25 protein-coding genes are annotated in these 24,404 nt (G+C 69.8%); 13 read left to right on the plus strand and 12 right to left on the minus strand.

Annotation, left to right across the window (positions count from 1 at the left end; genetic code table 11):
• Positions 1–93 precede the first annotated feature (93 nt).
• The 3 genes from ACZ6ZN_RS19160 to ACZ6ZN_RS19170 form a co-directional block, all read right to left on the minus strand.
• Complete coding sequence (locus tag ACZ6ZN_RS19160; RefSeq protein ID WP_469647689.1) at positions 94–363, minus strand: chaplin; 270 nt, start codon at positions 361–363, stop codon at positions 94–96.
• Positions 364–664: 301 nt separating this feature from the next.
• Positions 665–1,411 carry an anti-sigma factor gene (locus ACZ6ZN_RS19165; RefSeq protein WP_469647691.1) on the minus strand — a complete coding sequence of 249 codons (747 nt, stop codon included), beginning with the start codon at positions 1,409–1,411 and terminating at the stop codon, positions 665–667.
• Complete coding sequence (locus ACZ6ZN_RS19170; protein WP_451878896.1) at positions 1,408–1,992, minus strand: sigma-70 family RNA polymerase sigma factor; 585 nt, start codon at positions 1,990–1,992, stop codon at positions 1,408–1,410. Before ACZ6ZN_RS19170 ends, ACZ6ZN_RS19165 begins: the two co-directional genes overlap by 4 nt.
• 472 nt (positions 1,993–2,464) lie before the next feature.
• Between ACZ6ZN_RS19170 and ACZ6ZN_RS19175 the strand changes: the two genes are divergently transcribed.
• The 6 genes from ACZ6ZN_RS19175 to ACZ6ZN_RS19200 all read left to right on the plus strand — a co-directional run bounded on the left by ACZ6ZN_RS19175 (position 2,465) and on the right by ACZ6ZN_RS19200 (position 8,731).
• Positions 2,465–3,400, plus strand: coding sequence for an ABC transporter substrate-binding protein (locus ACZ6ZN_RS19175; RefSeq protein WP_469647692.1), 936 nt, complete (start codon positions 2,465–2,467; stop codon positions 3,398–3,400).
• Between the two features lies 1 nt (position 3,401).
• Positions 3,402–4,364, plus strand: coding sequence for an amino acid ABC transporter permease (locus ACZ6ZN_RS19180; protein WP_469647694.1), 963 nt, complete (start codon positions 3,402–3,404; stop codon positions 4,362–4,364).
• Between the two features lie 11 nt (positions 4,365–4,375).
• Entirely contained in the window at positions 4,376–5,128 is a 753-nt protein-coding gene (locus ACZ6ZN_RS19185; protein ID WP_469648046.1) for an amino acid ABC transporter ATP-binding protein, read from the plus strand.
• Positions 5,125–6,333, plus strand: a complete 1,209-nt coding sequence (locus ACZ6ZN_RS19190) for a M20 family metallopeptidase (protein WP_469647699.1) — start codon at positions 5,125–5,127, stop codon at positions 6,331–6,333. Before ACZ6ZN_RS19185 ends, ACZ6ZN_RS19190 begins: the two co-directional genes overlap by 4 nt.
• 196 nt (positions 6,334–6,529) lie before the next feature.
• The gene (locus tag ACZ6ZN_RS19195) at positions 6,530–7,795 is read left to right on the plus strand and encodes a cyanophycinase (RefSeq protein ID WP_469647701.1); all 1,266 of its coding nucleotides are present in this window, start codon (positions 6,530–6,532) and stop codon (positions 7,793–7,795) included.
• A 72-nt stretch (positions 7,796–7,867) separates the two neighbouring features.
• The gene (locus ACZ6ZN_RS19200) at positions 7,868–8,731 is read left to right on the plus strand and encodes a MurR/RpiR family transcriptional regulator (RefSeq protein ID WP_469647702.1); all 864 of its coding nucleotides are present in this window, start codon (positions 7,868–7,870) and stop codon (positions 8,729–8,731) included.
• 112 nt (positions 8,732–8,843) lie between these two features.
• Here the strand turns inward: ACZ6ZN_RS19200 and ACZ6ZN_RS19205 are convergent, their stop codons facing one another.
• The gene (locus ACZ6ZN_RS19205; protein WP_469647704.1) at positions 8,844–9,098 is read right to left on the minus strand and encodes a hypothetical protein; all 255 of its coding nucleotides are present in this window, start codon (positions 9,096–9,098) and stop codon (positions 8,844–8,846) included.
• Positions 9,099–9,230: 132 nt separating this feature from the next.
• On the opposite strand from ACZ6ZN_RS19205, the gene ACZ6ZN_RS19210 reads away from it, so the two are divergent.
• The 5 genes from ACZ6ZN_RS19210 (at position 9,231) to ACZ6ZN_RS19230 (ending at position 13,374) form a co-directional block, all read left to right on the plus strand.
• Positions 9,231–10,217: a helix-turn-helix transcriptional regulator gene (locus ACZ6ZN_RS19210; protein WP_469647706.1), complete on the plus strand. Its 987-nt coding sequence runs from the start codon at positions 9,231–9,233 to the stop codon at positions 10,215–10,217.
• 201 nt (positions 10,218–10,418) lie between these two features.
• A complete protein-coding gene (locus tag ACZ6ZN_RS19215; RefSeq protein ID WP_469647707.1) occupies positions 10,419–10,577 on the plus strand; it encodes a hypothetical protein in 159 nt (52 codons plus the stop codon).
• A gap of 227 nt (positions 10,578–10,804) precedes the next feature.
• Positions 10,805–11,707, plus strand: coding sequence for a DMT family transporter (locus tag ACZ6ZN_RS19220; protein ID WP_469648049.1), 903 nt, complete (start codon positions 10,805–10,807; stop codon positions 11,705–11,707).
• Positions 11,708–11,755: 48 nt separating this feature from the next.
• On the plus strand, positions 11,756–12,937 hold the full coding sequence (locus ACZ6ZN_RS19225; RefSeq protein ID WP_469647709.1) for a M20/M25/M40 family metallo-hydrolase: 1,182 nt from the start codon (positions 11,756–11,758) through the stop codon (positions 12,935–12,937).
• 95 nt (positions 12,938–13,032) lie between these two features.
• Positions 13,033–13,374: a hypothetical protein gene (locus tag ACZ6ZN_RS19230; RefSeq protein WP_469647712.1), complete on the plus strand. Its 342-nt coding sequence runs from the start codon at positions 13,033–13,035 to the stop codon at positions 13,372–13,374.
• Between the two features lie 289 nt (positions 13,375–13,663).
• On the opposite strand, the gene ACZ6ZN_RS19235 is transcribed toward ACZ6ZN_RS19230, so the two are convergent.
• A complete protein-coding gene (locus ACZ6ZN_RS19235) occupies positions 13,664–14,074 on the minus strand; it encodes a RidA family protein (protein WP_469647715.1) in 411 nt (136 codons plus the stop codon).
• Positions 14,075–14,153: 79 nt separating this feature from the next.
• Here ACZ6ZN_RS19235 and ACZ6ZN_RS19240 point away from each other — a divergent pair, with 79 nt between their 5' ends.
• The gene (locus ACZ6ZN_RS19240) at positions 14,154–14,525 is read left to right on the plus strand and encodes a winged helix-turn-helix transcriptional regulator (RefSeq protein ID WP_469647718.1); all 372 of its coding nucleotides are present in this window, start codon (positions 14,154–14,156) and stop codon (positions 14,523–14,525) included.
• A gap of 136 nt (positions 14,526–14,661) precedes the next feature.
• On the opposite strand, the gene ACZ6ZN_RS19245 is transcribed toward ACZ6ZN_RS19240, so the two are convergent.
• Both ACZ6ZN_RS19245 and ACZ6ZN_RS19250 read right to left on the minus strand, forming a co-directional pair.
• Positions 14,662–16,404, minus strand: a complete 1,743-nt coding sequence (locus ACZ6ZN_RS19245) for an endo-1,4-beta-xylanase (protein ID WP_469648052.1) — start codon at positions 16,402–16,404, stop codon at positions 14,662–14,664.
• Positions 16,405–16,605: 201 nt separating this feature from the next.
• Complete coding sequence (locus ACZ6ZN_RS19250) at positions 16,606–17,454, minus strand: SDR family oxidoreductase (protein WP_469647720.1); 849 nt, start codon at positions 17,452–17,454, stop codon at positions 16,606–16,608.
• A gap of 659 nt (positions 17,455–18,113) precedes the next feature.
• Between ACZ6ZN_RS19250 and ACZ6ZN_RS19255 the strand changes: the two genes are divergently transcribed.
• On the plus strand, positions 18,114–18,272 hold the full coding sequence (locus ACZ6ZN_RS19255) for a hypothetical protein (protein ID WP_451878877.1): 159 nt from the start codon (positions 18,114–18,116) through the stop codon (positions 18,270–18,272).
• Between the two features lie 249 nt (positions 18,273–18,521).
• On the opposite strand, the gene ACZ6ZN_RS19260 is transcribed toward ACZ6ZN_RS19255, so the two are convergent.
• From ACZ6ZN_RS19260 to ACZ6ZN_RS19280, 5 genes are all read right to left on the minus strand, one after another.
• The gene (locus ACZ6ZN_RS19260; RefSeq protein ID WP_451878876.1) at positions 18,522–19,349 is read right to left on the minus strand and encodes a lasso peptide biosynthesis B2 protein; all 828 of its coding nucleotides are present in this window, start codon (positions 19,347–19,349) and stop codon (positions 18,522–18,524) included.
• Between the two features lie 56 nt (positions 19,350–19,405).
• The gene (locus tag ACZ6ZN_RS19265; RefSeq protein ID WP_469647722.1) at positions 19,406–21,319 is read right to left on the minus strand and encodes an albusnodin/ikarugamycin family macrolactam cyclase; all 1,914 of its coding nucleotides are present in this window, start codon (positions 21,317–21,319) and stop codon (positions 19,406–19,408) included.
• Between the two features lie 17 nt (positions 21,320–21,336).
• Positions 21,337–21,564, minus strand: a complete 228-nt coding sequence (locus ACZ6ZN_RS19270) for a lasso RiPP family leader peptide-containing protein (protein ID WP_469647724.1) — start codon at positions 21,562–21,564, stop codon at positions 21,337–21,339.
• A gap of 374 nt (positions 21,565–21,938) precedes the next feature.
• Entirely contained in the window at positions 21,939–23,051 is a 1,113-nt protein-coding gene (locus ACZ6ZN_RS19275; protein ID WP_451878873.1) for an ROK family transcriptional regulator, read from the minus strand.
• A 339-nt stretch (positions 23,052–23,390) separates the two neighbouring features.
• The gene (locus ACZ6ZN_RS19280; RefSeq protein ID WP_469647726.1) at positions 23,391–23,942 is read right to left on the minus strand and encodes a hypothetical protein; all 552 of its coding nucleotides are present in this window, start codon (positions 23,940–23,942) and stop codon (positions 23,391–23,393) included.
• Between the last annotated feature and the right edge of the window lie 462 nt (positions 23,943–24,404).

Raw genomic sequence — 24,404 nt, forward strand, 5'->3', positions numbered from 1 at the left:
CGGATTGGCCCGGAAATCAAATCGATCGACTTTCTTCCCGGACCAATCCGCGGTGCTCGCGGCTACGGATGTTCCAGTCTTCCGGTCTTCCGGTCAGTCCCGACCCGTCCAGCCGTGGCCGCTGACATTGGCGCAGGTGTTGCCGAAGGCGGGGTTGAGCAGGCCGACGACATCGACCGTGTTGCCGCAGAGGTTCGCCGGAATGTGGACCGGCACCTGCACGACGTTCCCGGAGGCCACGCCGGGGGAGCCGGCGGCCACGCCCTGGGCGCCGCTGTCCGCGGAGGCGGCCCTGGCCGCACCCAGCGCCAACGCACCGGCAGCGGCGACGAGACCGGCGTTCCGGATCGCACGGATCTTCATGGTGGTTCTCCTTGTTTCGCGTTTCCGGGCGCAGCGCGATTCCGCCCGGGCGCCGCGCTCTGCGGCGGCCACGCGTAATTCGCTCGCCGGATAAGAGCGGATTGCCGTAGGCGGGCCGTCCACTCGAAGGGGGCAATGCGATTCGGTCACCCTGTCGAAAAGGGCGAGAGTGCGCGAAGAAAGCCCCGGTGGTCAGCAGACCTGCTGACCACCGGGGCCCGGCGAGCAACGGAACACGCAGCAGAACTGCGTTCAGCCACCCGCCTTCACATCGATCGGTCCGGATGTCCGGACGCGCCCGTCACGCCGGCAGGTCCACCACGGCCACCGGTGCCGAGGTGGGGCGAGGTGATCCTCCGGCGGGTTCGACCGTGATGCCCACGGCGGAGGCCGCATTGGCCGATCCGGACAGGGTCACGGCCTGACGAGTGCGGTCGCTGTCCATCAGCCCTGCCGGACGCATCGTGCCGCCCTGGTCGTACCAGAGCTGGTAGACCTTGCCGTCGGGCGGCGCCGCCATGTCGGCCGCCACCAGAACGGCCTTGTCGTGCGCGCGGGAGACGACCAGGGCTGCGCTCGCACTCCCCTGGAGCGGGACGCGACGCGACACCGCGTCGGCAGCCCCCAGCACGGCGGCCAGCTCGTCCGCCTGCCGCCGGGCCTCCTCGCCCTGCGCAACGGCGTCCTCCGCCCGGTCGTGCTCCCACACGGCCACTCCTCCCAGGGCGGCTGCCGCGGCCAGGCAGGCGGCGAGCACGAGCGGGGAAAGACGCCGGCGCAGCCGCGCGGCCGACGGCGTGCGCGGGACGTGCGGGGCCACCTGGCGCACCGTGGTCACACGTTGCTGAACCTGCCGCTTCATGGCGGGGTCGGGCGTGACGGCGACGGCAGCCGCCAGTTTCGCCGCGGTGGCCGTGAACTCGGTGATCTCGTCCGCGCAGGACGGGCACGCGTTCAAGTGCCGCTCGAACAGGGCGCGTTCGTCGTCGGACAGGGCGTGCAGGGCGTAGGCCCCGGTCAGGGTGTGCAGATCCGTGTCGGTCGTCATGCGCTCACTCCGAGGCAGTCGCGCAAGCGGATCAGTCCGTCACGCAGGCGGGTCTTGACCGTCCCCAGGGGCAGGGACAACTGGGCGGCCACCTCGCGGTAGGTCAGACCGCGGTAGTAGGCCAGGGTGACGGACTGACGCTGCAGCTCGGTGAGCGTGCGCAGGCACCGGCGGACCTGTTCGCGTTCCAGGCGGTTCTCGACCTGCTCGCTCACCTCGTCGTACTCCGGCAGCCGGTCCAGCAGCGCGGCCTTGTGGTCCCGGGCCGCGGCCGCCTCCACCGAGCGGACCCGGTCGATGGCACGCCGGTGGGCGAGGGTGAGGATCCAGTTCAGGGCCGTACCGCGGTCGGGCCGGTAGCGGGGCGCGGTGCGCCACACCTCCACCAGCACCTCCTGGGCGACCTCCTCGGACTGCGCCGCGTCACGCAGCACTGCTCGGGCCACGCCCAGTACGGAGGCCGCGACGGCGTCGTACAGCCGGCCGAAGGCATCGGTGTCCCCGCGTGCCACGGACTCCACCAGCGCTTCCAGGTCCGGCTGCTTCACCGGGCTCGGGCCGATAAATACGGGTTCCTTCACCGACATCCATCCCTGCGCCGGTCGCGACCGGCACCGTTGTCCGTTCCTGCCTGGGTGACGACACGAGTTCGGCGGTCGCCGGGGCGCCGGATGCAAGGTCCCCGGTCAGGTGCCCCGCCGGGTCCGCGCAAAGCCACCTGGCCGTGTCCACCACACAGGGAATCCGACTCCGCGAGGCCGGCGGATTGGTCCCGTCGGCGATGTGTCGTGCGACAGCGGCAGACACGTGGACGCTGCCGATACGAGTGATCGCTATCAGTGCCCTGATGTAACGCACGGTCGGTCTCGAGATGAGGGTGATATATCCCTTCAGTCATGTATTGAGCGCCAGTGAAGGGCATCTTGGCTGTCGAGTTCGCACGCAGCGTGCGATACATCTAGCCATCGATGTACTGGTTCTGTAACTTACAGCGGCATCGGCCGGCGAGAAGAAGGCGCCCGGTCCGCTTCCGCACCCGAAAGGCCCTGCCCCATGAACAGATTCCTGTCCGCCTCCGCGGCCGCCCTCCTCCTGGCGGCCTCCTCGCTCACGTTGACGGCCTGCGGGGACGAGGACACCGCGAACGCTGCGCCGGCCGGCAAGGTGACGGTGGCGGGCGTGACGGTGAAGAAGGACCCCGCCCTGCACGACGCCCTCCCGGACCGGATCAAGAAGTCCGGCACCGTCAAGGTGGCCACCGACGTCCCCTACGCGCCGTTCGTGATGTACGTGAAGGAAGGCAGCAGCCAGTTCACCGGTCTGGACTACGACCTCGGACAGGCCATCGGCGCCAAGCTCGGCGTCCGGTTCGCCTTCAGCGCGCAGAAGTTCGACGGCATCGTGCCTGCCATCCAGGCGGGCAAGTACGACGTCGCCATGTCCGCCATCACGGACAACAAGGAACGCCAGCAGGTCGTCGACTTCGTCGACTACTCGCAGTCCGGCTCCGGCATCCTCGTCGCGGACGGCAACCCCGGCAAGATCGCCACCCTGGACGACCTCTGCGGGAAGAAGGTCGCCGTCCAGGCGGCCACCAACCAGCTCGACCTGCTCAAGTCGCAACAGGGCAAGTGTGCCAAGGGGAAGATCGACATCAAGACCTTCCCCAAGGACTCCGACGCCCAACTCGCCCTGCGCTCCGGCCAGGTCGTCGCGCAGGTGCTGACCAAGCCCGCCGCGGGCTGGGTCGCCAAGACCGCCGACAAGGGAGCCGCCTTCGACCTCGTCGACGACCCTGCCGCCCCGGGCGGCTACAACGCCTCGCCCAACGGCATAGCCGTCAGCAAGAAGCTGCCCGCCCTGACCACCGCCGTGCAGAAGGCGCTCCAGCAGCTCATCGACGACGGCACCGCCGAGAAGATCTTCGACCAGTACGGCGTGGCCTCCATCGCGGTGAAGGAAGCCACCAGGAACGCGGCGGTCGACTGACATGACCGACGTGACCGCACCGCTCAAGACCACGCGATCCGGCCCGGCCCCCCAGGAACTCAAGGTCGTCCCCGTACGGCACTGGGGGCGCTGGATCGCCATCGTCGTGGCGCTGACCGCCCTCGCCGGCCTGGCCGGGTCGCTCGCCAAGAACGACAACCTGCACTGGGACGTCGTCGGGCACTACCTCTTCGCCGGGCTGATCTTCGACGGGCTCGCCACCACCCTGTGGCTGACCGCGGCGGCCATGGCGCTCGGCCTGACGCTGGGCACCCTGATCGCCGTCATGCGGCTGTCCACCAGCCCCGTGCTGCACGGCCTGGCCACCCTCTTCGTCTGGGTCTTCCGCGGTACCCCCCTGCTGGTGCAGATCATCTTCTGGGGCTACGCCGCGGCCCTCTACCAGTACGTCAAGATCGGCATCCCCTTCACCGACATCACCTTCTTCCAGGTGGAGACCAACTCCCTGCTCACCCCGCCGGTGGCGGCCCTGCTCGCGCTGGGGCTGAACGAGGCCGCGTACGCCTCCGAGATCGTGCGCGCCGGCATCCAGTCCGTCGACCGCGGCCAGACCGAGGCCGCCCACAGCCTCGGCATGGGCCCGGCACTGACCATGCGCCGGATCGTCCTTCCGCAGGCCATGCGGGTGATCATCCCGCCGATGGGCAACGAGACCATCAACATGCTCAAGATGACCGCTCTCGTGTCGGTCATCTCCGCCCACGACCTGATGTCGAACATCCAGGACGTCTACGCCCAGAACTATCAGGTCATCCCCATGCTCGTGGTGGCCAGCATCTGGTACCTCGCCCTGGTCACCTTCCTCGGCGTGCCCCAGGCCTGGCTGGAGCGGCGTTACGGCCGGGGCAGCTCCACACAGGGGCAGGCCTCGCCGCTGCGCCGGATGCTGGGCTTCGCGACCGGCAAATCCACCCTCCGCCCCGGCAGGAAGGGCGCCGCGTGATGAACGTGCCCATGGTGCGCGCCGAGGGCGTGCGCAAGCAATTCGGCAGGCTCGAGGTCCTCAAGGGCATCGACCTCACCGTCGAACAGGGTCAGGTGTGCTGTCTGCTCGGCCCCTCCGGGTCCGGCAAGTCCACCTTCCTGCGGTGTATCAACCACCTGGAGAAGGTCGACGGCGGGAAGCTGACGGTGGGTGGTGAACTGGTCGGTTACCGCCAGCACGGCGACACCCTGCACGAGCTGCGCGAGAGGGAAGTGGCCGAGCGCCGGCGGGACATCGGCATGGTCTTCCAGCGGTTCAACCTCTTCCCGCACATGACCGCCCTCGACAACGTCACGGAAGCCCCCGTACGGGTCCGCGGCGTCAGCAGGGGGCAGGCCCGGGAGGAGGCGCACGAACTCCTGCGGCGCGTCGGTCTGGCGGACCGGGCCGGGCACTTCCCCGCCCAGCTCTCCGGCGGCCAGCAGCAACGGGTCGCCATCGCCCGGGCGCTCGCGATGAAACCGAAGCTCATGCTGTTCGACGAGCCCACCTCGGCCCTCGATCCGGAACTCGTCGGGGACGTGCTCGACGTGATGCGCGACCTGGCGGCCGACGGGATGACGATGGTGGTGGTCACCCACGAGATCGGCTTCGCCCGCGAGGTCGGGGACACGGCCGTCTTCATGGACGAGGGCGTCGTGGTCGAGGCCGGCGATCCGCGCCGGGTCCTCACCGAACCGGAGCAGGAACGCACCCGCGCCTTCCTGTCCAAGGTCCTGTGAGCGCCCACGCGCGGCAGCGCACACGCGAACGGCACGTGCTCGCCCTCGCCGAGGACCGCCTCCAGGACTATCTGAGCGACCTGGCCGCACTCGTGGCGATCGACTCCGGTTCGCACGACGCCGACGGGGTGAACCGGGTGGCCGACCGGGTGCAGGGGCGGCTGAGGTCGCTCGGCTTCACCGTGCAGCGCACCCCACCCCCTCCGGGGCAGGGCACCCGCACCGGCGACGTACTGGTCGGACGCAAACGGGGGACCTGGTCCGCGCGCGACGGCGGACGACGTGTGCTCCTGGCCGGGCACATGGACACCGTCTTCGACGACGGCACCGCCGCCGCACGTCCCTTCACCCTGGCCGGCCGGCTGGCCCACGGCCCGGGGGTCAGCGACGACAAGGGCGGCCTCCTCGCCGGACTGACGGCACTGGAGATCCTGGCGGCGCAAGGAGTCACGGACTACGCCGAACTGGTCTTCCTCGCCACCCCGGACGAGGAGATCGGCGCCCCCTTCAGCCGCTCCGTCACCGAGGACGTCGCCCGCGGCGTGGACTGCGCGCTGGCCCTGGAGTGCGCCCGCGAGAACGGCGACCTGGTCGTGGCCCGCAAGGGCGTGGCCGACTACCTCGTCACGGTCACCGGCAAGGCGGCCCACGCGGGCATCGAGCCCGAACGGGGAGCCAACGCCGCACTGACGGCGGCGCGGCTCACCGTCGCCCTCCAGGCCATGAACCGGCCCGAGCGGGGCGTCACCGTCAACGTCGGCGTCATCCGCGCCGGCCGGCTCCCCAACATCGTCTGCGACGAGGCCGAGCTGCAGGTCGAGGTGCGCGCGGCCGGCACCCGCGACCTCGCGGCCGTACGGGCGGCCATGGCGGAGGCCGCCACCGACTGCCGCGTCCCCGGCACCGACGTCACGATCGAGCAGCGCGACCTGTGCCCGCCGATGGAGGACACCCCCGCCGTGCGGGCGCTGTACGCCGAGGCGGAGACCACGGCGCAGGCTCTGGGCATCACCCTCGGCGCGGCCGCCACCGGCGGCGTCGGTGACGCCAACCTGATCGCGGGCACGGGCACCCCCACGCTCGACGGCCTCGGACCCGTCGGCGGCGCCGACCACAGCCCCGGGGAATGGCTGGACACCACGACGGTCGCACCCCGCATCGCCCTGCTGGCCTCGCTCATCACGACCCTTGGCACCCGCCGCTGAACCCTGCGACGCACGACCCCACCCCGCACCGCCGGAACCTGCGACGCGCGATCCCCGGACCCGCCGAGCAGATTCCGCCCGGCACCACATCCTCAGCGCGACAACCCACTTTGGAGGCTTCGTGTCCAGACCCCTGCCCGCACGGCGTCGCACCCTCGGCGCCGCCGGCGTCGCATGCGTGGTACTCCTGACCGCCGTGCCCGCCACCGCTAGCACCGCCACCGCTACCACCGCCACGGCTGCGACCGCCGCCACCAGCGCCGCGCCCGGGCCCGTCGCGGCGCGGCCCGGCTCGCTCGTCCTGGTCGGCGGGGCACTGAGCGCGGACAACGACGAGGTGTACGGCGAGATCATCCGCCGCGCCGGCGGGGACCGGGCCCGCATCGGCGTCCTGACAGCCGCCTCCGTCCCGGCCGGCCAGGACCCGGACGCCGGCGACCCCGACCGGTGCAACAACTCGGCGTGCAACGGCGCGTACTACGCGGACCTGTTCAAGCGCCATGGCGCGGCGGACGCCGAGTGGATCCCGATCGACCTGGACCACCTCGCGAACGCCGACGACGACGAGGTCGTCGCACAGATCGAGTCCATGACGGGCTTCTTCCTCGGCGGCGGCGACCAGTACCGCTACGTCACCACCCTGCTGCACGGCGACGAGCACACCGACTCCCGCGCCCTGGCGGCCATCCGCCGCCGGCTCGCGCAGGGGGCCGTCGTCGCGGGCACCTCGGCCGGTGCGCAGATCGCCGCCGGGCGGGACATGGTCACCGGCGGCGAGTCCTACCAAGGGCTGCGCGACGGCAGTGCACCCGGCTACTTCAAGGACCCCACCCGCCTCGGCCACCTCCCCGAGGGCGGCTTCGGGTTCCTGCGCTCCGGCCTGATCGACACCCACACCGGCGCGTACGGTCGCGAGGGCCGGATCCTGCGCCTGGCCGCCGACACCGGCCACGACCGCGTCTACGCCCTGGAGGAGAACACCGCCCTGATCGTGGACCGCCCGGGCACCACCAGGGAGACCATGACGGTCGCCGGGACGCAGGGCCTCGCCGTCTTCGACCTGCGCGCGGCCAGAGCCAGGACGTCCGCGGACGGCTGGACCCTCACCGGGGCCCGCTACAGCTACCTGACCGACGGCGACCACTACGACGCCGCCCTCTGGCACGCCGAGCCCGGCCCCGCCAAGCACCGGTACACACCGACCGGTGCCGGTCCCGTCCCGCTCAACGGCGACGTCTTCCATTCCGTGGACAACCCCGACGGGGTCCCGTACTCCTTCCGCTCCACGGCCCGGGCACTCGCCGGCACCCGCGCCCGGGACACCGTCACGGCGACTACCTTTGAGAAGGACCCGCAGTTCGCAGCCGTCCTCACCAAAGGGCCGTCCTTCACGGCCTGGAGCACGGACCGCTCGACGCCGCGGACCCTGCTGAACCTGTCGGTCTCCGTCCGGCCGCAGTGAGCACCACCGCGGCCGGTGTGCCGGACGCCCACCCGGCACACCGGCCGCTCCACCCGAGGAAGGAAGACACCCGTGACCCACGGCACGCTCGCCGACGAGATCCGCCTGAACCTGGGTGAACTCAGCCCCGCCGAACGCAAGGTGGCCCGGGTCATCCTCGCGGGCTACCCCACGGTCGGGTTCGAGACCGTCGCGAGCATCGCCGAGCGGGCCGGCGTCAGCGGACCGACCGTCCTGCGCTTCGCCGGCCGGCTGGGCTTCGGCGGCTTCCCCGAGTTCCAGGCCGCCCTGCGCTCCGAGGTGCAGGAGCGCGAGGCGTCCCCGCTGTCCCTGTACGAGGCCGCGGGCGCGCCCCCGGGCGACTCCGCCGAGGGCACGCTGCTCGCCCGCAGCGGGTCCACGTTCAGCACCTCCGTCGCCCAGACCCTGGCCGAACTGCCGACGCACGACCTGGAGACCACCGTCGCCCTGCTCTGCGACCCCAAGCGGCGGATCCTGCTCTGCGGCGGCCGGTTCACCCACCTGCTGGCCCAGTACCTGGCGCTGCACCTGATGCAGATGCGCGACGCGGTGCAGATCCTTCCGGACCGGGACGTGGAACGCACAGCGGTCCTGTCCGGCCTGAACCGGCGGGACGTCCTGGTGGTCTTCGACTACCGCCGCTACGAGCCGGACAACCTCACCCTCGCCCAGCTCACCGGCGAACGCGGGGGCAAGGTGGTCGTGTTCACCGACACCTTCCTCTCGCCGGTCAGCGCCCACGCCGACGTGGTGCTGCCCAGCCGCGTCGCCTCCACCTCGCCCTACGACAGCCTGGTACCGACGCTCGCCGTCATCGAGACGGTCGTGGCCCACGTCATCGCGGCCCTGGGACCCACCGCCCGCGACCACTTGGAGCAGACCGAGGCAACCGCCCGGCGGGTCGGCCTGGTCTGACCCTCACACCGACAGGCCCTCGCCGCCCGGCGCGCACCGCCGGCGGGGCGGACGTCCGCCCGGGACAGGTCGCCGGCATGGCGCCGGCGGATCCGGGAGTCCCCGGGACCTCTCAGACGGCGCGCCATCCGCGCAGGGCCGGTGCCTGGGCGATCGCCCGGTCCGTCAACTGCCTGGCCGCCGCGACGGCCGACCGGTCGTCCCCGGCGCGAAGGAAGTACGTGATCACCGCTCGTCCCCTGCCCGCGGTGACACGGATGTGCTCGACGCCGTCCGCCGGGCGGGCCTGCGCCCACAGGATGTCGACCAGCCCCGGTGGAGGCACGGCACCGTACTCGTGGGCCAGGGTCACGACGGGAATACGCATGAGAGCCAGCCTGTCCCCGCCCCGGGCCCCAGGACAGTCGCCGGGCTTGGCAGGATCCGGCTGGGCACGAACATGCCTGCCGTGAAAGAATCCCGCACGGGCGCGCAGTAACCAGTAACGGGGGATGTTTCCGTGCTGTCCACACTCGGTGTCGACACCACGTCCGAGGCCGTCTACCGCGCGATGCTCGACCGGCCGGGCTGGGGAGTTCCCGAGATGAGCGTCCATCTCGGCCTGCCCGAGGCGGAGATCCACGCGGGCCTGGACCGGCTGGGTGAACTAAGGCTCCTGCGGCCGACGTTCTCCGACTCGTCGATCCTGCGGCCCGTCAGCCTCGACGTCGGTGTCCAGATCCTCCTGGCCCGCCGTGAGGAGGAAGTGCGCCGCGCGCAGGAGGAGTTCGCGGCGGGCCGGGCGGCGGCGCTGGAAATCCTGGAGACACAGGCACGCGTACCCAGCGGCGGATACGGCTACGAGGAGCTGCCCTCGATCGAGCGGATCCAGGACCGCCTGGAGCGTCTCACCCACTCCTGCACCGAGCGGCTGCTGTCCTTCCACCCCGGCGGGGCCCAGCCGGTCGCCCAGCTGGAGGCCTCCAAGCCGCTGGACGCCGCCCTCCTCGGACGGGGGGTGGAGATGCGGACCCTCTACCAGGACTCCGTGCGCAACGACCAGGACACGCTGCGGTACGCGCAGTGGCTGACCGACTCCGGCGGTCAGGTGCGTACCACGGCGGCCCTGCCGATCCGCATGGTGCTGTTCGATCGCACCGCGGCGCTGCTGCCCGTCGACCCGGACAACACCGCCGCCGGAGCCGTCCAGGTCTCCGGTCCGTGCGTCATCACCGCCCTGACCGCCCTGCACGAAGCGGTGTGGGAGCAGGCGGCTCCGTTCGGCACCGCGGCCGACCGGGACCGCGACGGGGAGGTACTGACCGGACAGGAGCGGCACATGCTCAAGCTGCTCGCCCGGGGGATGACCGACGAGGCCGCGGCCAAGCAACTGGGCATCGGGGTGCGCACCGCGCGGCGGATGATGTCGTCGCTGATGCAGCGGCTGGGGGCGCGCTCGCGGTTCGAGGCCGGGGTGCTCGCCGAGCGGCACGGCTGGCTGCCCTGACCGGGGGCGCGGAGCCCCAGTGGGCTGCCCGCGCCGAGCAGGCATGAGCCTGCCGGGACGGTTGCTGCCTGCCTGTCCCACTTCCCGGCGGGTCGCCTTCCGGGCACCGTGGAAATCACCGGACAGCGCGGAGCTCACCGCCGCGGCCCGGCCCACCACGTGACCGTCCCGAGACCGTCCCGACCGTGCAGGAGTATGCCCGTGTTCCGCCGATTCGCCCTACTGTTCGCCGCTTCGACCTCCGTCCTCGCCACCGCGTTTCTGGGTGCGGGAGGCGGCCAGCCGGTGGGCACCGGCGACACGGTCGCCGGCATCGCCCGGCCCCTGGCCTCGCCCACGGACAGTGCCGGGTGGAGCTGACCACCGGCCGTCCCGCGCATCGACATCCCACCCACTCGTCCATTCCGCCTGATGTCCCAAGGAGCACCGACCCGGTGACCACCACCGAAGGCACGCCGATCACCACGGCAGACAAGCCGAAGACCACCGAAGGCAAGCTGAAGCCCCCCGAAGGCACGCCGAAGACCACCGAAGGCACGCCGACAACCACCACCAAGGAGGCACGTACCGCCCCTACCACCTCCGAACTGCCGGTGAGTCCCGCCAAGCGGGCCGCCGTATGGCTGGGTCCTCTCCTTGCCGGGGCCGCGACGCTCATCTGGTCCGGGAACTTCGTCATCGCCCGCGCCCTGTCCGACGACATCGCCCCCGTGCAGACCGCTTTCTGGCGCTGGACCATCGCCCTTCTGGCGCTGGCGCCGTTCGCCGCCAAGGGCCTGTGGGAGCACCGCGCGGCCATCCGCAAGCACACCCGGTACATCGCGCTGGTGGGCCTGTTGGGCATGACGCTGTTCAACACGCTCATCTACATCGCCGGGCGCACCACGTCGGCTACCAATCTGGCCCTGATCGCCGCCGCCTCCCCGGTGCTCATCGCCGTGTTCGCCGCGCTCGGTGGAGAGCGTCTCTCCCCGGTCCGCGCCGCAGGGATGCTGCTCGCCCTGGCGGGTGTGGTGGCACTGGTGGCGAAAGGCAGCCTCGCCGTGCTGTTCGACATGGACTTCGCGGTGGGCGACCTCTGGATGATCGCCGCCATGGGCACCTTCGCCGGGTACTCCGCGCTGCTCAAGCGCAAGCCGAAGGACATCCCCTCGGTGGTGTTCCTGGCTGCAACCGTGCTGTTCGGCCTGGTCATGCTGGTCCCGGCGCAGGCCGTCTCCCTCTACGTGGAAGGCGGCTTCACTCCCACCGGCGGCAACCTCGCCGCCCTCGTCTACATCGGCGTCGCGTCGTCGGCACTCGCCTTCTTCGTCTGGAACAAGGCGGTAGAGATGATCGGCGCACCTCGCGCAGGCGTCGTCTACTACCTGCAGCCCGTCTGCGTCGCGGCCCTCGCTCATTTCGCCATCGGCGAGGCCTCGACCCTGGCCCAGTTCGCCTGCATGGGTCTGATCATCGCCGGGGTCGCCCTGTCGTCCTCACGCCGCTGACCCACCGCCCACCGACACCCGCACACGGCTTCACCCAGGGGGAACCGCATGTCCGTCATACCGGAGATCAACGCCGAACGCCTGCTCAAGGACCTCAGACACCTCGCCCAGATCGGCGCCGGAGCCGACGGCGCCGTCCACCGCATCGCTGGGAACGACGCCGACATGGCCGCCCGCGACTGGATCGACAAGACCATGCGCGTGGCAGGCCTGCACTCGTCCTACGACGCCACCGGCAACGTGTTCGCCCGCCGCTCGGCGACCACCGGACCGTGGCTGCTCATTGGCTCGCACTCCGACACCGTCCCCGCCGCCGGGCACCTCGACGGTGCATACGGCGTGATCGCGGCCATGGAGGTCCTGCGCACGCTCCATGAGGCCGACCATCCCATGGCGGACCACGTCGAGTCCGTGGCGTGGTTCGACGAGGAGGGAGTGAGGGAGGGCAGCCAGGGCGGGCTCACCGGCTCCACCGCACTCACCCGTGACCCGCACGCCGAAGACCTGTTCGGGTACATCGAGCTGCACGTCGAGCAGGGTCCCCGCATGGAACGGGCCGGCCTCGACCTCGCGCCGGTGACCGGCATCGTCGGTGTGCGGCGCTACAGCGTCACCGCCTGTGGGCAGGCCAATCACGCCGGGACCACGCCGTTCGAGATGCGGCAGGACGCCGGCCGCGTGGCGTCCCGCGTCGCGGCCGAGTTGAGGAGCATCTGCCAGGAGGCCGACCCGGCTTCCGTCGGCAACGCCGGCGTCATCGCCTTCGACCCGGCCGCCGCCAACGTGGTCCCGGGGGCAGCCCGGGTGGAACTCGAGGTCCGGGCAGGCAGGGAGGAGGAACTGGACGCGATCGAGCGGGCCCTGACCGACTTCCTGGTCCTGGTGGCCGCTGAGGAGGAGTGCACCGCACAGATCGAGTGCACCAGCGCCAAGCCCGCGGCGGTCTTCGATCAGCGTGTCGTCGGCGTGGTGGAGGAGGTGTGCCGCCGGCACACCGCCAGGTGCGCACCGCTGTTGTCGTACGCGGGACACGACGCCTCGGTGATCTCGACACGGATGCCGACCGCGATGCTGTTCGTGCCCTCCACCGGCGGCTTCTCACACTCGAACCGGGAACACACCGCCGATGAACACCTGGTGCTGGGCACCCGGGCCCTCCTCGACGCGGTGGTCCACACGGGCGAACTGCTGCTGCCGCAGCTGTTGTCGCAGGAGCTGATCGCGGCTTGACGTAGTGAGAGCGGCCCGCGGATGCGGGCCCCTCTCACGGCCGACTAGCGCCACGCACTTGTGGAACGATGTAGGAGAAGGGGCTGGGAAGGGCCGTGGAGAAACAGACACTAGCGGAGCTGGCACTCAGTGGTTCGTACGTCACCGCTGATGGGTTGCGCTTCGACGTTGTCCGCCTGGAGGTCGAGCACCACGCCAACCGGAGTGCCACGCTGATCTTCCAGCTGACTGTTTCACGCCAGGGCTGCCCCGCGGAGCATTGGGCGGTCACCCTCCCTTGGGCCGACAGCTCCTGGACCGACGTGCTCACCTCGCCCACCCCTTGCCATGACCGCTTGCAGCAATTGGTGCACTTGGTTCGCGCCCATCTGGAGGAGTGGTGGGACACGAAGGGCCACAACCGTCAGTCGGCGAGGATGGGTCGGCGTTTGACCTGACCCGTCCGTAGGTCGCTTGGGACGCGCACGCTGTGACGGGCCTCCGGTGCCGGACACCGGCCGTGTCCGGCACCGGAGTTTCCCGTGGTGCTCCCCGCAGCCCATGGTGCATCTCAGGCGCCCACCCTCGCATTGCCGCTTCCCGGCAATGTTGTCCAGGATCCGAGTGCCGGTCAGCGGCCAGGAAGCAGGGAGGGGCGCGTCAGGGCACTGTGGTGCCTCCCCGACGTTCGAGACGCCGAAGGACCGGGGCCCACACCTACGAATCGCATGGGCGCCAGGGGCCGACTCAATCGAGGATCGCCGTCGCCTCCACCTCGACCAGGACGTCGGGCTCGAAGAGGTAATCGACCCCGATCAGCGAGGAGGGCGGAAGCGGCACCGTCAATCCGATCTCTTCCGCCACCTGCTCCACCCCTTCCATGAACGCGCCGATCTTCTCGGGCGCCCAGTCCGTGACGTAGAACGTGAGCCTCAGGACGTCATCGAATGACGCACCCGCCCCCGCGAGTCCCTTCCCGGCGTTCCGCAGCGCGTGGGCGACCTGTCCGGCGAGGTCTCCCGGGGCGAGGGGCATCCCGTCTGCCGACCGGGCAACCTGGCCACTGACATGCACGTGACGCGTTCCCGTGCCCACGGCCACATGCTCGTACGGGGTGGGCTGCATCATGCCTGCGGGTGTGAAACGACGCACGGACATGGAGGTCTCCTCACTTCGACAAACTAGGTATACCTTTGCTACCTGGTAGACGAAGGACACTTCAAGGAGACCAGGTATCGTGCCGGCTACTGCGCACAGCGACGACGGCGAGCTCAGGATCGAGCACCCCCATCGGGAGTTCCTCGACCAAGTGCTGGACAAGTGGTCGCTGAGCGTCCTCAACGAACTCTGCGAACGCCCCTGCCGGTTCAACGACTTGCGCCGTGCGATCCCTGCGGTGACCCAGAAGTCGCTCACCGCAACGCTGCGCCGACTCGAGCGCAACGGCATCGTGGAGCGCGTGCTCCTCAGTTCCCGCCCCGTCGCCGTCGAGTACCGGATCACCCCCCTGGGCAAGACGATGCGGCAGCCGATCGAGGTGCTCCTGGACTGGGTTGCGGCACACATGCCCGAGGTGGAACGCGCCCGTCGCGCCTTCGACCTCGCATGAACCGGTCTGTGCGATCGAAGCAGCACCCCCTTGAGGGGAAACCGGTCGACGCAGCGACGCCGCTGTCGCCGAAGACGGCCTGCCGCACGGCATCCTCATCACCATCGACATCAGACCGAGATCGCACCCTGCTTTCTCACTTCTCGTCAAAGGTCTCGAGCAAGCGCTCGTACGCCGGCTTCGGCCGCAAAGCCGCGTCCCACGGCAGGGAATCGGCCGGGCGCGGAGGATAGATCTCGGTGTCGGCGGTGGAACCGTACCGGTCGGTGAAACCCCAGGTGGAGAACGATGTGCAGTTCGGCTCCTCCAGGCAGACCCGGAGCTTGCCCGCCATCTCATCAGCCTGGATCTGCCGCCCGTCCTCCTCGTCCTCAGCTACGGGGACGTCCATCTCCGACACCCGCGCCTGGACCCCGAGTTCTGCCAGATCCCGCACATGGCTGCGGAAGGTCTCCGGGTCGGTGCGGTCGCCGGGTGCGTACTCATGGTTCTGGAAACCCACGCCGTCGATCGGCACGCCGCGTTCCTTGAGTCGCTTGACCAGAGCGTAAAGGGCGTCCCACCGCTCGCCTTCCTCCTCGACCCCGTACTCGTTGAGGAAGAGCCGTGCCTTCGGATCGGCCCGGTGGGCGGCCCTGAACGCCTCGTCGATGTACTCCTCGCCCATGGCCTCGAACCACGGGCTCTGCTCGGAGCGCAGACCGAGATCCCCGTTGGTGTAGCTACTGTCGTCGTCGGACATGGGCTCGTTGACCACATCCCACTCCGCGACCTTCCCCTCGAAGTGCCCGGCGACCGTGGCGATGTGCCGGAGCATGGTCCGGCGCACCTCCTCGGGGTCGTCGTTCTCCCGCATCCAGGTGGGCAGGGCCTCGTGCCAGACGAGGGTGTGCGCGTGCACCTTCATGTCGTTGGCGCGGGCGAAACGTACGAGCAGGTCCGCGTCGCGGAAGTCGTAGACGCCCCTGCGTGGATGGAGGAACTGCGGCTTGAACGCGTTCTCCGGTGTGAGCATGGAGAACTGGCTTCCCGCGAGCGCCCGGTAGCCCGAGTCGGTGAGCAGCGGGTTCTCGGCCAGGGCGGTGCCGACGTCGAACGATCGCCCCACGTCTGCAGCCCGCGCACGCAGCGAGTCGTCGGACTGCTCCTGGCGTAGCTGCGGCGCCTTGATCACGCGGAGCGAGTCACCGCTCTCCGCCCGCGCGGTCAGCTGTGTCAGACGCCATCCCTCGCGACGGTCGTCTTCGCCTGCGTCCGCCTCCAGACCGAACCAGACAGTGCCCTCGGCGAACACCCCCGGGTCGTGCACGGTACCCAGCCGCCGCCCGTCGGCTTCCACGCGGAAGGTGTCACCGATGCTCGACACAGCGAGCGTCACTGCCCCGGAGCAGCCGCAGCCGAATTCCTTGGAGGTGGCAGGCTCATCGCCCTCGCCGTCCCATATCTGTACCTTCACCTCTCCGTCAGCGGTCACGCCGACGCGCAGTGAGGGCCGCTCCTGCCGCCACTCGTCGTAGATGACCGGTACACGTCCGTACAGCCGCAGCCATGAGTCGCCGCCGTCGTCACCCACACCGGACATGCGCGCGGTGACGGTGAAGTCGCCTTCGGACCTGAGATGCGGGCCGGCCAGGTTCAGCGGGGGGTTGGGCTGGCCGCCGGAGGAGTCCTGCTCAACGATGTGCCGATCCAGTGTGCTGACCCGCAGCGTGTCGTTCCGCGCGGTGGTGCCCGGCATCTGCGTCCAGTCGTGGTTCCGCAGCAGGTCCTCGTCGCTTCCGCCGCCTGCGCCTTCACCCTGCCCCGTACACCCGGCCGCCACCGCCATGACGAGCACCACGGCGGTCAGTCGCGGCCACGTCCCCCTACCAAGGCCCACGGCCCCTCCCACTCCCTTGTTCGAGACGAGATCAACGTCCCGAAACCCGGCCACAGTTCATCACACGTGAGGTACGGCGGCCTTGTGCGGCCGCAAGTACGCTCACTGTTCGCTGACCGGCGGATGGTGGGACTTGCGGACGAGCCGCGGTCAGGCCGCGGTCGGGCCGCCACACGTGGTCGGCGGTGCCTGGCGCGGCTGCTACGGCGTGGCGGACGGCAGCGGTGACAGCCCCCCGACCAGGGCGCGGGCGGTGGCGAGTTCCTCGCGGGCGGCCTGCTCGGCCATCTCCAGGTAGGTGTAGGCGTCATCGCCCACCGGAACGCGCAACGGGGTGGGCCCGTCGGCGGCGACGATGGCGAGGATCCGGGCGGCGAAGTCCTGGGGCCGTCCGGTGGCGGGGTCGCCCGCCATACCGCGCACCGCGTTCAGGGTTTCGGCGGTGACCGCGGCATACTCGGGCAGCCGGCGGTCCGACTCCGCGAGCGACGTCCCGTAGCGGGTCGCGAAGCCGCCGGGCTCCACCACGGTGACGCGCACGCCCTGGCCGCCCACCTCCGCGGCAAGCGCCTGGCTCATCCCCTCCAGGGCGTACTTCCCGGCGACGTACGCGCCCAGTCCGGGAAACGCCATCCGGCCCGCCAGGGACGAGACGTTGACGATGTGCCCGTGTCCCTGGGCGCGCATGAGCGGCAGGACCAGGCGGACGAGCCGCCAGGGGCCCACGACCAGCGTCTCCAGCTGGTCGCGCAACTCGGCGTCGGTTACTTCCTCGACCGCGCCGAACAGGCCGGCACCCGCGTTGTTCACGAGGACGTCGACCCCGCCCAGACGGTCGGTGGCGGTGCGGACGGCCTCCTCGCACTGGGCGGCGTCGCGCAGTTCCAGTGGGAGGGGGACGATCCGCCCGGGCCAGGCGGCGGCCAGGTCGTCCAGGGCGGCGGTGTCGCGCGCGGTGACCGCCACGTCGTGCCCTTCCCGCGCCGCCGCCTCGGCCAGAGCCCGGCCCAGTCCCGAGGAACACCCCGTCACCAGCCAACGTCGCCCCATCGCTGCCTCCTGCACGCTCTCGACGGCTGCCGCCTCCGTGGCGCCGGTCCCGGCCCGGCCCCCTTCATGGTTGGCGCAGGAGCGCCGACGGTCATCCCCTAAGCGGGGGCGCTCCGGTGCACGCCGGGGGCGTTCGACGGCGGTCAGGAGGCCTGCGCCCGACAGCCATGCTGTTGTCTGTGACTTGCATCACATTCGGATGAGTTCGAGGTGCAGTCTCATACGCAAAGGAGGCGTCGATTTGAGGCCTGCACCGCATTATTCGATGAGCGCCGGGGCGTTCACTCTCCGTTCGGCTTCGAATCGGGTGCTGGGCGTGCGCTGGCGGGCGTCAAGCCGACGGAAATCTCGCTGACGATATGGCGGTGCCAGACGGTTTGCATTCCATGGTGTCCGCTGAGGTGGAGCCATGGGCAGAGAGCGGTCTCAATTTTCGGTTCTCGTTCCCATGGTATGTCTCACTCGCTTGCCACAGGCGAATCGAAGTGCGACGCAGACTGGACTCCCCAGGGCTGGGGCTCACGCGGCGCGTGGGGACGCGGCAAAGGCCATTGTTCTGCAGCAGGTTGACGGGAACACTTGTCTTCGACGCGGAGTCGACGCCGCACCCGCATTGCCGGGCGCCGTTGTCGACGCGCGGGAAGGTGAGGTGAAGTCACATGGGTATGAAGATGACGATGACCACCCGCTGTTCGATCTCTGTGCGTTGGCGGCACGTGCGAGTGGTCATCATCGTCATGGTCCTCGTGTTCCTGATCGTGATGTCTCGAGGAAACGGTGACATGACGCTGGTTGACGCGCTGTTGCCGCGCGTCTGAGGGGCGAGCAGACCCCACCAACGGGGGCGGTTGCCGGGAGACCGGTGACCGCCCCTTCACTTTGTCAGGCTAGCGTACAAAGTCTGGCCGATGAAGAGGATTACGCACGAGTTTTCGACGACGTTCTTGGAACTATTCGGTAGGGAGCCCGACAGGCGTCAGGCGTGTGCGAATTGAAGCGTGGTAGTGGGGGGGCGTGGAGTGGGTCGCTCGCAGCGCCCCGTTCCGACGGTCGGCTTGCCCGACTGATCAGCTCACAACCAGAACACGGCGGAAATCAGAGTTGCCGTACTCGTCAGGTGAGGCGATGGCTACTCCCTGCGTTTCAACCCACGCGTGGAAACGGTACGGGTCGTCCGCCGTGCCGATGCACCACACCACCCGTCGGCCGGTCGTGGCCAGGACCCCGAGCGTGGCCAGGGACAACTCAAGGCAGGCGGCGCGTCCCGGGTACCACCGGGCTGCCCGCCGCACCGCCGCCAGGGCGGCTACGGCTTGCTCCGACGTGGCCTCCCGCCGGCACCAGATGCGTGCCGTCCAGCGCACGGTGAAGGAGACGGTTCTCAACGGCAACCGGATCAACAGCAGTGCGCCGAAGAGCGCGCAGAGGCCGATTACCACGTTGACGGCGCCGCGAAATGAGCGGTCGCCTTCGGCCCGCACCGGGTCGGCGGTCATTGTCATCTGGCTTGCGAAACGGGGCACTTCCACGCCATGCAGGTCCTCGCCCTGCGATGGGGCTTGCCAGGCGGATGCGCGATCACCCGGACTTCGGCTCGCAGTGACCAGTGCATGGTCCACCGTAGGAGGCGGAGCGTCGCCCGTCGGGTTTGTGTGTTGCTCCACTGCGGAGGGCGGCCGGCTCGGGGCGTACGCGGTGAGGAGGCCGAGGCTGATCAGGTCGGCGGCAAGGCGGCGGGCGTCCTCGCGGAGCCGGTCGTGCTGCAGGTCGGGGTAACGGCCGGCCAATACCGACACCGCGGCGTCGAAGTTCCCGCTACGGCGCCATTCCTGCCAGAGGGCGTGAGCGATGGCGTTCATCGCGAAGCAGTGGCCCGATTTCAGGTCCAGCAGCACGCTGCCACCGTGCGGTGAGGTACTTTCGCGCACGTGCTCGGACACGCTCAACCGCGTCATGGACGCTCCTGTCTGCTGTCGCCGGCCGTCAGCCATAGGTCCGCGCCGAGCAGGCGGTTCAGCGCTGGGAAGGGTGCGGGCAAACCCGCGGCTGCTCGTTCGACCGAGGCGATCACCCGCGAGGGTTCGATGATTCCGAGGTCGGCCAGCGGGGAGCGGAGAAGCCGTTCTCTGATGTGTGTCATGGAGCGGCGGGCGCCGCGGTAGTTCTCGGCCGCGTAGTCGCCTTTGGTCCTGCGCCGCATTACCGGGCCGGGGACCAGATCGGTCAGAGCGGCCGCCAACAGCGGCTTGGCGGTGAACGGGTCGATCCGGTGCGGCAACGGGAGCCGGGTGCAGGCCCGTACGACCTCATTGTCCAGGAAGGGGGCGTGCGGCCAGATGCCGAACGGGCGTGCCATAGCCACGAGTTGAGCCTGTGTGGCGGCGGAGGTACGTAGCTCGCACAGGACTGCCCGGGTGCCCGGCGTCGCCGGCGCCGAAGGAGATGCGGGGCCGGTCGATCGGGCACGCTCCTCGGCCAGTTCGACCAAGTGGCGGCGTGCTCTGGTGGCCAGCCAGGTCGTCTCCGGTCCCGGAGCCGGCCACCAGGCAACCGCGTCCGCCCACTGAGGCGGATGGTCCAGGGGTTCGTCGAGACGGCGGGCGAGTTCCCTCATCGCCCGGTGCAGAGGGGTGCGGGCAAGGCGTCTTGCTCGCAGGATGACATCTGCTGGGGAGAGTTGGCGCATGCGAGCCAGCGCGCGCCCGTCGGCAAGGAGCCGGCGCAGTCCGGCTGTGGCCGCGATGTCACCGAGATAGGCGGGGGGCGCGGCCAAGAGAGCGTCGCCGCCCTCGCCGGTCAGATGGATACCGGGGCCGCCGCGCGCGATGTGGTCCATGCGCAAGCGGGTTCGGGCGCCGATGACTGCCGCCGGGTCGGGCTGGTCCGCAGAGCCGTGCTCGGACAGGCCGCTGTAGGGCAGGGACTCCTCGTTGCCGCACGTCACGGAGAGCCGGATGGACCGGGCATGTTCGGCGTGGACCAGGGCGTGGGTGAGATCGCCGGTGGGTGCGTCGGGGTGGTGGTAGACGAAGGCGTCCAGCGGCGCCCAGCGGGTCGTGCGGGCGGCGAGGAAGGCCAGGGAGGTGGAGTCCAGGCCACCGCTGAAGTCCGAGGTGATCCGCGGGGCGCTGTCGGTGCGCAGGGCGACGGCGCGCGTGAGGGCTGACCGCAATTGGGCTGCGCTGTCCTCGAACCGTGCGTCGGGGTCGGGGGCGAGGTCCTCGTACGTCCAGTGGGTGCAGCCGCCGGAGGGAGTGATTTCCAGGGCTTGGCCGCCACCGAGTCGGCGGATGCCGTCGTGAGCTGTGCGCCCCTCCGTGAGTTCTGGAACGGCGGGGCAGACGATGTGCGCGGCGAGCGCGGCCGTGTCGGGTCGGCCGGCTGCCCCGGACAGGGCCGCCGCCGTCCTCGCCCGGGTGGACAGGACCGTGCTGTGGCCGCGGCGCCCGTAATAGAGCGGGAACTGCCCCGCCGAGTCTGCATACGCGATGAGGCGACCATCGTCGTGGAGCGTGATCAGCAGGTAGGCGCCAGGCCATCGAGTCAGGCGCTCCCAGCGGCCGTCCTGCACGGCCCGCTGTAGGTCGTCACGCATCGTCACTTCGTCCGCGAGGCACTGACCGACGACGGCCAGCCGGACGTGTGCGCACTGCTCGGTGCGGACCTCACCGGTGTGCCAGTCTCCCCAGGACCAGAGCCGAGGTTCCCCGGGCCACAGCTGGGTGGCTCCACGCGGCGCCGGGGCAGGTGCCGGCGACAGCAGTCCCGCGACGGTGGGCCCGTCAGGAGGGGGGAGAGCAGGAGACGAGCAGTGCAGATCCGTGGCTGTGGCTGTGGCTGTGGCTGCGGCAGCGGGTTGGGGCACGACTGCTGTCCCGAATGTCAGTAGTAATACTGGGCGTTGGCATCGGCACTACCACTGGGGGAACTGCCCAGCGTCACCTTACGGACGTGACCCAGGTCGACCAGCATCGGCGGTTCGTAGGCGGCCGGTTCCTCGGGAGACGGTGCAACCTCGGCCTTCACCGCTTGTCGCGGATATCCCGAGTCCTCGTACGGGGATACGGCATTGGGCTCGCAGGTCATGAGGCCGCCTCGGGTCAGGGGCATCGGCTGCCCCGGAAAAGGATCGTAACGGGGAAAGGCGCGGCGCCGGCCATACCGGCGGCCGCGGGGCCTCAAAGTGTAGCGATTCTCCGGCTGTTCCTGGTGGCGAATCGGCCCCCGGTAGGGGGTGCTTCGGCTTGGCAGCGCCCGCCTTCGTCGCCGGGCGGCAGTGGGGTAATCCGGTTCCGTCAATGGGCCTGCTGACGGAAGGTGGAACTATTCGGTCGACGACGGTCACTCATTCGAACGAGTGCGACGGTGGTAGCGGGGCCCGCGGCGTCGTATTCGAAGAAGAGAGGGGTCTGCACGGCGCGTTGGCCATCAAGCACATCCCTGAACGCACCCGAGGGTTGGTCCCGAGGTCCACCATCGCGTGTCTAGGTGTTGTTGGCCCCGTGCTCCATGCCGCGAAGCCCCAGAATCAAAGCGCCCTGAGCTTCAGCCCGGGTGCTCAGTTCGCTGAGGTCGAGGACGAACTCGGAGTCCTCGGCGACCGCGCCCGGCAGTGCGAAGCGACGCAAGGACTCTTTGCAGCCCTCCAGCAGCAGCGGACACTCGGCGAGCTGACCGCCGATGACAACGAGGTCGGGGTTGAGCAGATTGCACAGCTGGGCCAGGGACTGCCCCAGGCGCCGGCCGGCGTCGTGGATCACCCGCATGCAGACGGCGTCCTGTGCCTGGGCGGCTGCGATGACCTGTTCCAGAGTCTCCGGTGCGGGCACGCTGTTGCGTGCCGCCCGCGCGGCACGGACCTGCGCGATCAGCGCGTCGGCGCCGATCACCGTCTCGAGGCAGCCGCGTCCACCGCATTGGCAGACCGCGCCGTGCGGGTCCACGGTCAGGTGGCCCAGTTCTCCTGCCATGCCGCCGTGGCCCCGCAGCACGCTGTTGTGCACGATGATGCCGGCGCCGACACCCGTCGAGGCCTTTACGTAGACCACCGTCTCGGCATGTTCCCGTGTGCCGTAGGTCTGTTCGGCCAAGGCGCCGAGGTTGGCGTCGTTGTCGATGAAAGCGCGCACGCCGAGCCACGTCCCCAGGTCCTTCACCGGGTCGTCGCCCGCCCGCCAGGGCGGCAGGATCGGCGGGGTGAAGCCGCCGGTGCGCGGGTTGATCATCCGGGGTACGGCGATGCCGAGGGAGAACACGTCCGAGCGGCGCCGCCCCGTTCCTTCGATCGCCTCATCGATCATCTGCTTCACCTCAGGCAGAGCCCGAGACCAGCCCCTGCTGACGCCCTCCGAGCTGACCCGTGACGTCACCTGGTCGAATTCCTTGTCGAGTCTGCGGGCGACCACGGTCATGTGGTTGAAGCCGAGGTGCACGCCCACGCCGACATCGTTCACGGCCGACAGGCAGACCTTGCCGCGTTCCTTGGAGGTGGGCACGAGGTTCGCCTCCGCGAGTTCGCGGACCGCGGCCGACACGGTGGCCTGCGAAAGGAGCGTGCGGTGCGCGATGTCGGCCTGGGTGCCGGACTTGATCGCCACGGCGAGGAGGACCTTCCTGCGGTTGGCTGCCCGGGTGGGACCCGCCGCAGGCAGCCGGCCTAAAAGATCGTCCGCACTCGCCATTGATCCCCCAGACCCGGTGTCCACATCTCGATTTTTTGGTTCGAAGAGGGAATATTAGCAGCGGACCCTTCAATTCGAACCGGATTCGACTTCGATTGGTCGAGCGACAGTCGGGGTCCGGTGAGGCTTCCGACCCCACCGATGTGTGCTTGGTGATCTCTCCGGTAGTCCACCAATTGGCTGAAACTGTCCAAGGACTGTCCCGCAGAGATCTCGGATTCGCGTGCGGAGCCGCCTGCCGAGATGGCGAGGCGCTCAGCTGGTGGTTCGTGAGGCGTCCAGGCACTGGGCGAAGTCGGCGAGCATCTCAAAGTCGTTTTCGCGCAGGCCGATCCGCGGGTTGACGTGGTGGAGTAGCCCGGGTCCTTGGTGGTGGGCGGTCACGTAGGTCTGATCCAACTCGCTCTGCTCGTCGTCCACCCAGGCGAAGGGACGGCCGCCTGCGTAGCTCACCAGCGGTCCGGTCTTCCAGTGGACTCCGTCAGGGCGCTCTTGGAGCAGGGCGTCGCCGAAGTCCACGAAGGGAAGTTCCGGAAGGCCCAGGACCGGTGCGATCCACCGGTTGGCGTCGTCCATCCATGTGGTGGCCAAGCACAACTCGAAGCCGAGCTGGAGCAGGATTCGTCCGTGCTCCGGGTTGAGCCGGACCCGCAGGGGGCGCCGCCGGAACGCAAGGCCTCCGTCGTCCTCCTGGGCATCGCTCCGGGGAACTCGGAGTGTGGTGTAACCGTCGGGACGCCTCTCCGGCTTGGCTGCATAGGGGTTGAGCGGCCCGTCCACGTCGAGGAACAGCAGAGGTCGGTTCACGATTCCCCCCGGGTCTTGCTCATTGTGGACTGCCCCGGGCAGCGTAGCGGCCTGGAAGAAGGCCGCTCTATGCGAACAGGCATGACCCCGCCGGGACAACGGGTCAAGTGGTCAGGCTGCGGCGGACGAGCACGTCGAGTGGCGGGTGTCCGCCCAACCGGCCGAGCCCCCTGGTTGTCCTTGTACGGTTCGGTGGCGGCTCGTCGAGGTACCGGTTCCGGCGGCCGATGCGAGAACTCAGGGTCGGCAAGGCTGCTGAAACTCTGGCAAAGGCGCAACGTCCCGAAGGGCTTGGCCCTTCGGGACGTTGTTCATGCTCGGCTGTGTGCGGTGTGTCAGCGGGCCGCGCAATCGAAGCGCGAGCCGGTGGCGGGCAGTCCGCTCCGGCCGGATGCGTGGGTTCTGGTCGAGACCTAGCAAAGGCGTGGGCTGCTTCTCGGTGTTGAGCTCGTAGGAGAAGGC

The organism is Streptomyces sp. NPDC053665 (assembly GCF_055585285.1).

Bases quoted from the DNA above. Each gene is read 5' to 3' on its own strand.
- ACZ6ZN_RS19160 (WP_469647689.1), bottom strand. From the start codon at position 363: ATGAAGATCCGTGCGATCCGGAACGCCGGTCTCGTCGCCGCTGCCGGT.
- ACZ6ZN_RS19165 (WP_469647691.1), bottom strand. From the start codon at position 1,411: ATGACGACCGACACGGATCTGCACACCCTGACCGGGGCCTACGCCCTG.
- ACZ6ZN_RS19175 (WP_469647692.1), top strand. From the start codon at position 2,465: ATGAACAGATTCCTGTCCGCCTCCGCGGCCGCCCTCCTCCTGGCGGCC.
- ACZ6ZN_RS19180 (WP_469647694.1), top strand. From the start codon at position 3,402: ATGACCGACGTGACCGCACCGCTCAAGACCACGCGATCCGGCCCGGCC.
- ACZ6ZN_RS19185 (WP_469648046.1), top strand. From the start codon at position 4,376: ATGGTGCGCGCCGAGGGCGTGCGCAAGCAATTCGGCAGGCTCGAGGTC.
- ACZ6ZN_RS19205 (WP_469647704.1), bottom strand. From the start codon at position 9,098: ATGCGTATTCCCGTCGTGACCCTGGCCCACGAGTACGGTGCCGTGCCT.
- ACZ6ZN_RS19225 (WP_469647709.1), top strand. From the start codon at position 11,756: ATGTCCGTCATACCGGAGATCAACGCCGAACGCCTGCTCAAGGACCTC.
- ACZ6ZN_RS19235 (WP_469647715.1), bottom strand. From the start codon at position 14,074: ATGTCCGTGCGTCGTTTCACACCCGCAGGCATGATGCAGCCCACCCCG.
- ACZ6ZN_RS19250 (WP_469647720.1), bottom strand. From the start codon at position 17,454: ATGGGGCGACGTTGGCTGGTGACGGGGTGTTCCTCGGGACTGGGCCGG.
- ACZ6ZN_RS19255 (WP_451878877.1), top strand. From the start codon at position 18,114: ATGGGTATGAAGATGACGATGACCACCCGCTGTTCGATCTCTGTGCGT.
- ACZ6ZN_RS19270 (WP_469647724.1), bottom strand. From the start codon at position 21,564: ATGCCCCTGACCCGAGGCGGCCTCATGACCTGCGAGCCCAATGCCGTA.